The organism is Streptomyces prasinopilosus (genome assembly GCF_001419695.1).
Lineage (GTDB): Bacteria > Actinomycetota > Actinomycetes > Streptomycetales > Streptomycetaceae > Streptomyces > Streptomyces prasinopilosus.
Window position 1 is genome coordinate 1 of the sequence record NZ_LIRG01000162.1, and the last position, 7,415, is coordinate 7,415.

Here is a 7,415-nt window from a genome sequence, read left to right on the forward strand (position 1 = left end):
ACCGGGTGGACACCGTGCGCCTTGCGCACGGTGTCCACCCGGTCGGCGTACGTGTGTGTGGTGGTGATGTCCCCGTAGGTGGCCTCGGAGGTGTTGAGGTTGTGGTTGTAGGCGTCCGCGCCCGCCTCGCGCAGCCGTTCCGCCTGGCCCTCGGAGAGCAGCCCGAGGCAGGCGCACACCTCGACGCCCTCGTTGCCCTCCTTGATCGCCCGGATCGTGTCGGAGACCCGGTCCACGTCGCGGTCGGTCGGACCGCGGCCGCTGGCCACCAGGCACACCCGCTTGGCGCCCCCCGCCAGTCCGGCGGCGGCCGCCTGTGAGGCCTGGTCGGGCTTGAGCCAGGAGTACTTCAGGATGCCGGCCTTTGAGCCGAGCCGCTGGGAGCAGTAGGAGCAGTCCTCCGGGCACAGGCCGGACTTGAGGTTGACCAGGTAGTTGAGTTTCACCCGCCGGCCGAACCAGTGCAGCCGCACCCTTCCGGCCGCGGCCACCACGTCGAGCAGCTCGTCGTCGGACGTCCCGAGGACGGCCAGCGCTTCCGCACGGGTCGGCGTCTCGCGCCGAAGCCCCTTGTCCACCAGCGTGTTCAGCAGGTCCATGGGAGCCGATCCTGTCCTATCCGGACGCCCCGGCCAAGGAGGATCCGCACAACGGAGGCGCCGCAGGCTGTGGGCATGGCCACACGGTGCTCCGGCGGCCGTCCCGCTACTCTCTGTCCGTTGCCTACAAAAGCACCGGAGGGCCCATGGCGTTCGGCTGGATCGACGAGCAGGCGGAACTGCGCCGCCGGGCCGGACTCGTACGGACCCTGCGCCCGCGGGCCGCCGACGCCCCGCTCCTCGATCTGGCGAGCAACGACTACCTGGGCCTGGCCCGTCATCCGGAGGTGGCCGAGGGCGCGGCGCGGGCCGCGCGGACCTGGGGCGGCGGGGCCACCGGGTCCCGGCTCGTCACCGGCACCACCGAACTGCACACCGAGCTGGAACGCGAACTGGCCGACTTCTGCGGCTTCGAGGCGGCCCTCGTCCTCTCCTCCGGGTACGCGGCCAACCTCGCCGCCGTCACCGCGCTGGCCCCGCACGGCTCGCTGATCGTGTCCGACGCCGGCAACCACGCCTCCCTGATCGACGGCTGCCGGCTGGCCCGGGGCAGGACACAGGTCGTGGCGCACGCCGACCCCGACGCCGTGCGCAAGGCGCTGGACGGGCACGGCGCAGCCGCCGTCGCCGTGTCCGACACGGTCTTCTCGGTCGACGGGGACGCCGCTCCGCTCGCCGCGCTGGCGGAGGCGTGCCGCGAGCACGGCGCGGGGCTGGTGCTCGACGACGCCCACGGCCTCGGGGTGCTCGGGGACGGCGGGCGCGGCGCCCCGCACGCGGCGGGGCTCGCCGGCGCCGAGGACGTCGTGGTGACGCTCACGCTGTCCAAGTCGCTCGGCAGCCAGGGCGGAGCCGTGCTCGGCCCGGCACGGGTCGTCGAACACCTGGTCAACACGGCCCGGACGTTCATCTTCGACACGGGCCTGGCGCCGGCGGCCGCGGGAGCCGCGCTCTCGGCCCTGCGGTTGCTGCGCCGTGAACCCGGGCGCGCGGCGCGGGCGGGCGCGGTGGCGCGCGCCCTGCACCACCGGCTGACGGCCGCGGGCCTCGAGGCCGTACGCCCCGACGCCGCGGTCGTCTCCGTGCGCGCCCCGTCCCCGGAGCAGGCCGTGCGATGGGCGGCCGACTGCCGGGCGGCCGGCCTGTCCGTGGGCTGCTTCCGTCCTCCCTCCGTGCCCGACGGCATCTCACGGCTCAGACTGACCGCCCGCGCGGACCTGTCCGGGGCCGAGATCGAACGCGCTGTACAGGTGATCGGCGACACGCGGCCATGAGTCGGCGTGACACGGCCGTGAGCCGCCCGATGACGGACGGTCGGACGGGCGCCGGCGGACCGGCGGATCAGTGGAGCGCGGCCACGAACTCCGTCCAGCTTCCGGGGGAGACGAGCAGCGCGGGGCCGGCCGGGTCCTTGGAGTCGCGCACGGCGAGCAGTCCGGCCCCGGGGCCGGAGGACGGTCGGGCCGTCTCCACGCAGTTGTTCGCGCCCGTGCTGTAGCTGCTGCGCAGCCACCGCACACCGTGCAGGCCGGTGCTGGAGGGAAGGGTCCGAGGCGGAGCGGTCATCGTGCCTCCTTACACGCCGGCAGCTGTCCCGGCGATGAAATCCAACGAGTCCTCTGGCGAAAGGGCGTGGATCGAGAGGGCGTTGAAAGCCTCCGAGTACGCCCGGAGGTCTTCTTTCCACTCCAGATAGAGGCTACTCGTCAAGTGGTCGAGAACCACAACATCCAGATCAGAAGTGCGCGAGAATGAGAAGATTACGAAAGGTCCGGTGACGCCGATGTGTGCCCCGGCCGTGAACGGCAGTACCTGGAGCCTCACCTGGGGGAGGCGTGCCGCCTCCACCAGCCGTTCCAGCTGCCGGGCCATGACACCGGGACCGCCGACCTGTCGCCGCAGCACCGCCTCGTCGAGGACCGCGCTCAACTCCAGCGGCGGATCCGCCCGCAGGACGTCCTGCCGGGCCAGCCGTACCTCCACCAGCGTGTCCAGCCGCTCCTCGGACGCGCCCTCCAGGGCGGCCTCGGTCACCGCCCGCGCGTACTCGGGCGTCTGCAGCAGCCCGGGGACCACCGTGGTCTCCAGGGTGCGCATGGCGCTGGCCTGGGACTCCAGGCTGATGAAGTCCCGGTAGGTGGGCGGCAGCACCCCGCGGTACGCGTGCCACCAGTGGTGCCGCCCGCCGTTGTCGTCGGACCCCGCCAGGACCAGCAGCAACTCCCGCAACTGGACGTCGTCCAGACCGTAGGCGTCGAGCAGTAACCGCACGTCGGCCGGTTTCACCCCGCTCGTGCCCGTCTCGATGCGGCTCACCTTCGACTGGTGCCAGCCCACCAGCCGGGCCGCCTCACCACTGGTGAACCCCGCCGACGTGCGCAACGAGCGCAGTTCGGCACCCAGTTTCCGGCGGCGTACCGCGGGTCCGTGCTGCATGACTTCCCCCCTACTCCCTCGACGCCACCCAAATACGGTCTCCCGTCGTAGAGTTCACCGCTTCGAGCGACAGATATATGCATATCTCGGCCGTAACGCCGCCGACGGCCTGCGGTGATGGCAGTCTGGCGACGAAGCACCAGTGCGGGACCGTACTCGAATCATCCGCTCCGTGTCGGACTGCGGTCCCGTGGAAAGGGACGACATCGCCATGGCAGACCATCTGGAAGCATCCATCACTCTGCCGAGCGATCCCGCCTCGGTCTCGGTGGCGCGCGCCCACGCGGTGGGCACGCTGGCGGAGTGGGGTGTGCCGGAGGACGCGGAAGTGTCCGGAACCGTCCGGCTGATCGTGTCCGAACTCGCGACCAACGCGGTGCAGCACACCCTGGGACGGTCGCCCACGTTCACCGTGGACCTCGTCCTCGACCGGGACGACCGGCTGTGCATCGGGGTCACCGACAGCCACCCGGGGTTCCCCAAACGGCTCCCCGCCGCGGTCCAGCAGGACAACGGCCGGGGGCTGGTCATCATCCGCTGGCTGGCCGTGGAGTGCGGCGGCAGGATGAGGGTCCGCCCCACCCGGGAGGGCGGGAAGACGGTCTCCGTCGTCCTCCCGTGGCCCGCCCCGTCGACCACCGGGCCGGCCGCGGTGGTCGACGGGGCGGGACGCCGGGAACCCTAGGGGCGCGGCGGGAGGAGGGAACGGGGGCCGGCAGGAGAGCGAGCGGAGAGGAGGGCGGGAGGAGGACCCGCTCACCCGTCCGGGCGGTACGCGGATCCGCGAGCACCGGGCCGGTGCGCGGTCCGGGCGGCGCCCGGCGTGTTGGGCGGGGCGGCGGCAGAGGGGTGCCGCCGCCCTCGCGGATCACTTCACCCGGCCGTACCAGACGCTCTTGGTCCAGATCTTCTGCAGGCGCACCACGTCCCCGGTCTTGGGCGCGTGCCAGAGCTTGTTCTGGCCCGCGTAGATGCCCACGTGGTAGACGTTCGATCCCGAGTGGAAGAAGACCAGGTCCCCCGCCTTGCGGTTCGAGGCGGAGACGTGGCGGGTCTTGTTGTACTGCTGGGCCGCGGTACGGGGCAGCTGCTTGCCTGCTTTCTTGAACGAGTAGAGGGTCAGTCCGGAGCAGTCGAAGCGGCTCGGACCGGTGGCGCCCCACCGGTAGGGCGCGCCCTTCTTGGACGCGGCGACCTTGAGGGCCTTGGTGGCCGTGGTCGCGGCCGCGGCCTCCGGGGCGGTGCCGGGGAGGACGATCGAGCCGCCCACGGCGGCCAGGGTGAGGGCCGAGGCCGTGCCGGCCCGGGCCATGAGAGACGGGACACGATTGAGCGCGGTCATGCGCAACCCTTCGTCAGCCGCCTGTGAAGGATGACCTGTCGGATTCGGGCTGGCGAAGTTGCCCGGCCGCACGAGTGCGGCTTCACCCCAAGGGCTGCTCGGCACGGGAAAAGAACTCCCGTTCCGGCGACCCGTCTTGCTCGGGTCCTCCACTCCTGCCGATCCACTCCTGTCGACCGGTCATCCGGGCGGCGGCAGGACTCGGCGTCCGCCCGGATCGCCCCGCCGCGGCGGCGGGGTCTTGTCGTCAGTGAGCGATCTTGGCAACCGTCGGCCCGAAATCCCAACTGAACCGAGGGTTTGTGTTGTTACTCACCACTCATCCGTTCGAGTGGACAACCCCGTGTCCGGGGCGGGGTCCGCGGTGCCGAGGAGGCCCGGACCAGCATCGGGACGACCTGTTCCGCTACGCGGCCACGCGCGGTGCGCAACCGGGACGGTCCGAAAAGAAGGGGGTATCTAAGCCGGTTGGCGGTACCCCCTTTGGTCCGTTTCGACTCCGGTGCGGACATGCCGCCGACCTCGTTCCCGGCCGGACCGGTACGGCGGCGTCAACTGCCGGGGTCCGGCGGCAGCGTGACCCGGGCCGTGCGCCGGTCGCCGTCCAGCACCCGCAGGGCCCGGGCCAGCGTGGCGGCGTGGAGTTCGGTCTCGCCGCGCCGGTGCATCAGGGCCAGCGCGTCGCGCAGGGCGACGGCCCTGGTGACCAGCGCCTGTGCGGCGCGCAGTCCACGATAGGTGTCGCCGTCGCGGGCCGGGTTGATCCGGCCGAGCAGGTCGACGGCGTCGAGGTAACAGTCGATCAACTCGGCCTCGGCGCGGGTCAGCGCGGGCAGCGGCGGCAGTTCGGGAGGCAGCACCGGCGGCTCACCTCGCACCGGGGACGGGGCGCGGGCTTTCGCGTGCGGTCAGGATCCGGTCGGCGAGGCCGTACTCCACCGCCGCCCGCGCGTCGAGGACGGTGTCGCGCTCGATGTCCGAGCGCGCCTGCTCCGGGGTGCGGCGGGTGTGCCGGACCAGCATCTCCTCCATCCGGTCCCGGATCCGCGACAGCTCCTCCGCCCGGGCGGCCAGCTCGCTCGCGCTTCCCTCCAGCGGCTCCGGCGGCGCCGGCCGGCGGAGCACCAGCCGCGCCCCCGGCAGGACGTACCGCCTGCCCGGCGTCCCGGCGGCCAGGAGCAGCGCGGCCGTCCCTTCCGCCCGGCCCGTGCAAACCGTCTCCACCGCGCAGGTGACGAAGCGCAGGGTGTCGTAGACCGCGGACATGGCGTGGAAGGAGCCGCCGGGGGAGTTGACGTGGAGGGCGATGGCCCGGTCGGGGGCCCGGTGCTCCAGGAGCAGGAACCGGGAGACCAGGTCGTTCGCGGAGGCCTCGTCGATCGGCGTCCCCAGGAGGAGGATCCGCTCCTCCATCAGCTTCGCGTACGGATCCGTGCTCCGGTGCCCGGACGTCGTGCGACCGGTGGACCCGGGCACGGTGGGGCGGGCGGACGGTCGGGTCATGGCTCCTCCTCGGGGCGGCCGGCCGCACGGGGGCTGTCCGCGGGGCGGCTGTCTGTCAAAAATGTACAGGACGTACGTGACGTTATGATGGAGACATGGCCTACGAGATTCCGGTGACGCAAGCGAGGGCTGAGCTCGCCGACCTGATCAACCGTGTGGTGTACGGCGGTGAGCGCGTCGTCGTGACCCGGCACGGAAAGCCCCTCGTCGCCCTCGTCTCCGCCGATGACCTGCGCCGTCTCGACCGACTCCAGGAGCTCGACGAGGCCCGGGAGGCCGTCGGCGAGCCGGTGGTCAGCACGGTGGCCGGGGTCCGCGAGGCCGCGTCCGCTCCCCGCGAACAACAGCGCTTCGGCATCGCCGCGGAACACCGGGGGACGGCCACGTCGTAGGCGGCCGGCCGACGGGGCGGCAGGGCGGTCCGGAGCCCGGGGCCCGCGGCCCCCGGTGGGCCGGTCCGGAGGACGAACGGGTGAGGGGCGGCCGGAGTCGTCCGGCCGCCCCTCACCCGTGGGCCGCTCGCCCGCCCGCCGGGCCGAGGGCCCGGCGGGGGTTCAGCCCCGCGGCGCCCGCGGGAGCCGGCGCTTCTCCTCCGCCCTGCGCTCGGCCTCCTCCGCCTTGGCGACGGCCGCGTACTGGTCGACGTACTCCTGTCCGGACAGCTTCAGGATGGCGTACATGATCTCGTCGGTGATCGCGCGCAGCACGGCGCGCTCCTCCTCCATGCCCTCGTAGCGCGAGAAGTCGAGGGGTTCGCCGAAGCGGATCACCACGGGGTGGAGGTGAGGGACGACCTTGCCGGGCGGCTGCGCCTCGAAGGTGCCGATCATCGCGCACGGGATCACCGGGACACCGGCCTTGAGGGCCATCACCGCGACCCCGACCTTGCCCTTGTAGAGGCGTCCGTCGTGCGACCGCGTGCCCTCCGGGTAGATGCCGAGCAGCTCCCCCCCGCCCAGCACCCCGAGGCCTTCCCGGATGGCGGCCTGGCCCGCGTCCTTGCCGGAGCGGTCGACCGGGATCTGCCCCGCGCTGTGGAAGAAGAACGCCGTCAGCCGGCCCTTGAGGCCCGGGCCGGTGAAGTACTCGGCCTTGGCGAGGAACGTGATGCGCCGCTTGAGGATCGCGGGCATCAGGAAGTGGTCCGAGAACGACAGGTGGTTGCCGGCGACGATGGCCGCCCCGGACGACGGCACATGCTCCAGACCCTCTATTCGAGGCCGGAAGACCAGTCTCAGCAGCGGGCCCAGAAGTACGTATTTCAGCAGGTAGTAGAACAAGGGCGCGCTCCTCGGCTCCGTCGGACGGGCCCAGCGGCGTGTTGCAGCAGGTCAACCGGCACGTCGTGGGGCTGTCAGTGTAGGTCGGGGCGGGCCTGTCCGGCACCCTGTACGACGGGCGGGGAGCGGCCGGGGCGGAGCCCGCCGGACGGCTGAACATCCGTCAGCGCAGGGGTGGACGCGGATCCGTGCCACCGCGGCGGTCCTCCGCCGGGATCCGCCGCACGGCGGAGCGCCCCGGGCGGGCTCCGGCCC

General features: G+C 72.5%; 10 protein-coding genes and 1 riboswitch. Of the genes, 3 read left to right on the forward strand and 7 right to left on the reverse strand.

Annotated features, from left to right (window positions below; translation table 11 throughout):
- Positions 1-599 (reverse strand): biotin synthase BioB (locus AOK18_RS08075; RefSeq protein ID WP_157865054.1); only part of this gene is annotated, 599 nt, incomplete at its 3' end.
- Positions 600-745: 146 nt separating this feature from the next.
- On the opposite strand from AOK18_RS08075, the gene AOK18_RS08080 reads away from it, so the two are divergent.
- Complete coding sequence (locus AOK18_RS08080; protein ID WP_055571172.1) at positions 746-1,873, forward strand: 8-amino-7-oxononanoate synthase; 1,128 nt, start codon at positions 746-748, stop codon at positions 1,871-1,873.
- 67 nt (positions 1,874-1,940) lie between these two features.
- Here AOK18_RS08080 and AOK18_RS08085 read toward each other — a convergent pair whose 3' ends face one another.
- Positions 1,941-2,165, reverse strand: a complete 225-nt coding sequence (locus tag AOK18_RS08085; RefSeq protein WP_055571171.1) for a DUF397 domain-containing protein — start codon at positions 2,163-2,165, stop codon at positions 1,941-1,943.
- Positions 2,166-2,174: 9 nt separating this feature from the next.
- Positions 2,175-3,035: a helix-turn-helix domain-containing protein gene (locus AOK18_RS08090; RefSeq protein WP_055571170.1), complete on the reverse strand. Its 861-nt coding sequence runs from the start codon at positions 3,033-3,035 to the stop codon at positions 2,175-2,177.
- Positions 3,036-3,246: 211 nt separating this feature from the next.
- Here AOK18_RS08090 and AOK18_RS08095 point away from each other — a divergent pair, with 211 nt between their 5' ends.
- Positions 3,247-3,720, forward strand: a complete 474-nt coding sequence (locus AOK18_RS08095; RefSeq protein WP_055571173.1) for an ATP-binding protein — start codon at positions 3,247-3,249, stop codon at positions 3,718-3,720.
- Between the two features lie 183 nt (positions 3,721-3,903).
- On the opposite strand, the gene AOK18_RS08100 is transcribed toward AOK18_RS08095, so the two are convergent.
- The 3 genes from AOK18_RS08100 to AOK18_RS08110 all read right to left on the reverse strand — a co-directional run bounded on the left by AOK18_RS08100 (position 3,904) and on the right by AOK18_RS08110 (position 5,880).
- A complete protein-coding gene (locus AOK18_RS08100) occupies positions 3,904-4,377 on the reverse strand; it encodes a C40 family peptidase (RefSeq protein ID WP_055571169.1) in 474 nt (157 codons plus the stop codon).
- A gap of 3 nt (positions 4,378-4,380) precedes the next feature.
- Positions 4,381-4,516: riboswitch (cyclic di-AMP (ydaO/yuaA leader) on the reverse strand.
- A 412-nt stretch (positions 4,517-4,928) separates the two neighbouring features.
- A complete protein-coding gene (locus AOK18_RS08105; protein ID WP_055571168.1) occupies positions 4,929-5,237 on the reverse strand; it encodes a hypothetical protein in 309 nt (102 codons plus the stop codon).
- A 7-nt stretch (positions 5,238-5,244) separates the two neighbouring features.
- Complete coding sequence (locus tag AOK18_RS08110) at positions 5,245-5,880, reverse strand: ATP-dependent Clp protease proteolytic subunit (protein WP_055693879.1); 636 nt, start codon at positions 5,878-5,880, stop codon at positions 5,245-5,247.
- 95 nt (positions 5,881-5,975) lie between these two features.
- Here AOK18_RS08110 and AOK18_RS08115 point away from each other — a divergent pair, with 95 nt between their 5' ends.
- Positions 5,976-6,272, forward strand: a complete 297-nt coding sequence (locus AOK18_RS08115) for a type II toxin-antitoxin system Phd/YefM family antitoxin (protein ID WP_055571166.1) — start codon at positions 5,976-5,978, stop codon at positions 6,270-6,272.
- 162 nt (positions 6,273-6,434) lie between these two features.
- On the opposite strand, the gene AOK18_RS08120 is transcribed toward AOK18_RS08115, so the two are convergent.
- Positions 6,435-7,160, reverse strand: a complete 726-nt coding sequence (locus AOK18_RS08120) for a lysophospholipid acyltransferase family protein (RefSeq protein WP_055693880.1) — start codon at positions 7,158-7,160, stop codon at positions 6,435-6,437.
- Positions 7,161-7,415: the final 255 nt, after the last annotated feature.

Coding starts and splice junctions, on each gene's coding strand:
- AOK18_RS08080 (WP_055571172.1), top strand. CDS start 746: ATGGCGTTCGGCTGGATCGACGAGCAGGCGGAACTGCGCCGCCGGGCC.
- AOK18_RS08085 (WP_055571171.1), bottom strand. CDS start 2,165: ATGACCGCTCCGCCTCGGACCCTTCCCTCCAGCACCGGCCTGCACGGT.
- AOK18_RS08090 (WP_055571170.1), bottom strand. CDS start 3,035: ATGCAGCACGGACCCGCGGTACGCCGCCGGAAACTGGGTGCCGAACTG.
- AOK18_RS08095 (WP_055571173.1), top strand. CDS start 3,247: ATGGCAGACCATCTGGAAGCATCCATCACTCTGCCGAGCGATCCCGCC.
- AOK18_RS08100 (WP_055571169.1), bottom strand. CDS start 4,377: ATGACCGCGCTCAATCGTGTCCCGTCTCTCATGGCCCGGGCCGGCACG.
- AOK18_RS08110 (WP_055693879.1), bottom strand. CDS start 5,880: ATGACCCGACCGTCCGCCCGCCCCACCGTGCCCGGGTCCACCGGTCGC.
- AOK18_RS08115 (WP_055571166.1), top strand. CDS start 5,976: ATGGCCTACGAGATTCCGGTGACGCAAGCGAGGGCTGAGCTCGCCGAC.